The sequence below is a fragment of the Frankia sp. Hr75.2 genome, from assembly GCF_949319125.1.
In the GTDB taxonomy this organism is placed as follows: Bacteria; Actinomycetota; Actinomycetes; order Frankiales; family Frankiaceae; genus Parafrankia; species Parafrankia soli.
On sequence record NZ_CASGGV010000136.1, the window covers coordinates 1 to 1,679 of the forward strand.

3 protein-coding genes are annotated in these 1,679 nt (G+C 66.9%); all 3 read left to right on the forward strand.

Annotation, left to right across the window (positions count from 1 at the left end):
- On the forward strand, positions 1 to 457 hold a 457-nt coding region (locus AC559T_RS12335; RefSeq protein WP_498868785.1), incomplete at its 5' end, for an SDR family oxidoreductase.
- A gap of 98 nt (positions 458 to 555) precedes the next feature.
- The gene (locus tag AC559T_RS12340; RefSeq protein WP_498868786.1) at positions 556 to 1,008 is read left to right on the forward strand and encodes a pyridoxamine 5'-phosphate oxidase family protein; all 453 of its coding nucleotides are present in this window, start codon (positions 556 to 558) and stop codon (positions 1,006 to 1,008) included.
- An 80-nt stretch (positions 1,009 to 1,088) separates the two neighbouring features.
- Positions 1,089 to 1,679: amidohydrolase family protein (locus AC559T_RS12345; protein WP_498868787.1), on the forward strand; the 591-nt coding region annotated here is incomplete at its 3' end.

Here is a 1,679-nt window from a genome sequence, read left to right on the forward strand (position 1 = left end):
GGCGGCCGGCCTGGGGTGGGAGTCGGACCTGCCGCTGCTCAAGGAGTACCTGGCCATCACCGACTTCGACGAGGCCACGAAGTGGGCCGTCGAGCACGGCAAGGCCGACTACATGTGGAGCAAGCGGGCCGTCTGCGCCTACGTCGCCACCCAGGCGATGCCCCTGCTCAAGCAGGGCATCCGCATCAACGCGATCTGCCCCGGCCCCACCGACACCCCGCTGGCGCGGGCGAACGAGGAGAGGTGGCTCGGCTTCGGTACCGACTACCGGGCCGAGCTGGGCATCGAGGCCGCGACCTCGCTGGAACAGGCCTACCCGCTGCTGTTCCTCTGCAGCGACGCCGCCTCCGCCATCAGCGGCATCACCCTCACGGCCGACTCGGGCTACTTCACCGCCGGCATCTCCGACTCCTTCCCCCCGGCCACACCCATCGTGAAATTCCTGCTCGGTCGGTGACCCGGCTGCCTGGCGGCGCTCGCCGTCGGGCCCGTCCGTCCCTACTTCGACACACCACCACGCAGCAGGCACTCGACATCCATTAAGGACGAAACACGATGAAAGAGCAGCGCCGGGGCCGCAAGATCGCCATGAGTCGGGACGAGATCGATGCCTTCCTCACCGAGGAGCGAACCTGCCGGGTGGCGACGTCCAGCCCGAGCGGACCACATCTGACTCCGCTGTGGTTCGTGTGGGACGGCTCCGCTCTGTGGCTCAACTCGGTTGTGAAGAGCCAGCGCTGGACCGACATCGCCCGCGACCCGCGAGTGGCCGTGCTCATCGATGGCGGCCACGCCTTCAACGAGCTACACGGGGTCGAGCTCCGCGGGAAGCTCGAAAGCGTCGGAGAAGCTCCCCGGAACGGCACCCCCGACCCGGACCTCGAAACACCGGAAAAGCTCTTCGCCCAGAAATACACCGGTCGCGACGAAATGCACTACGACGGCCGTCACGCCTGGCTGCGCCTCACCCCGGAGAAAATCACCAGCTGGGACTTCCGAAAAATGTGAGAACCCCCGGAACGGCCGGGACCGGAGCACAGATATCTGACCGGATACGCCTGTCAGGCCAGCACCCACGGAGGAGGGTCATGAACGTCGACGACTTGATTCTGGTGAGCATCGACGACCACGTGGTCGAACCAGCGGACATGTTCAAGAACCACCTGCCGGCGAACCTGGCCGACCAGGCGCCGCACGTCGAGACCGACGAGTCCGGGGTGGACCGGTGGATCTACCAGGGCCGGGTCACCGGGGTCAGCGGCCTCAACGCCGTGATCACCTGGCCGCCGGAGGAATGGGCCAAGGACCCGGCCGGCTTCGCCGAGATGCGCCCCGCCGTCTACGACATCCACGACCGGGTCCGGGACATGGACCGTAACGGGATCCTGGCGTCGATGTGCTTCCCGACGTTCGCCGGGTTCAGCGCCGGGCATCTCAACCATTTCAAGGATCCCCTCACCGTCATCATGATCCAGGCGTACAACGACTGGCACATCGACGAGTGGGCCGGCACCTACCCGGGCCGGTTCATCCCGCTGGCGCTGCTTCCGACCTGGGACCCGCAGCTGATGGTGAACGAGATCCGCCGGGTGGCGGCGAAGGGCTGCCGGGCGGTCACGATGCCCGAGCTGCCGTACCTGGAAGGCCTGCCCAGCTACCACGACATCACCTACTGGGGG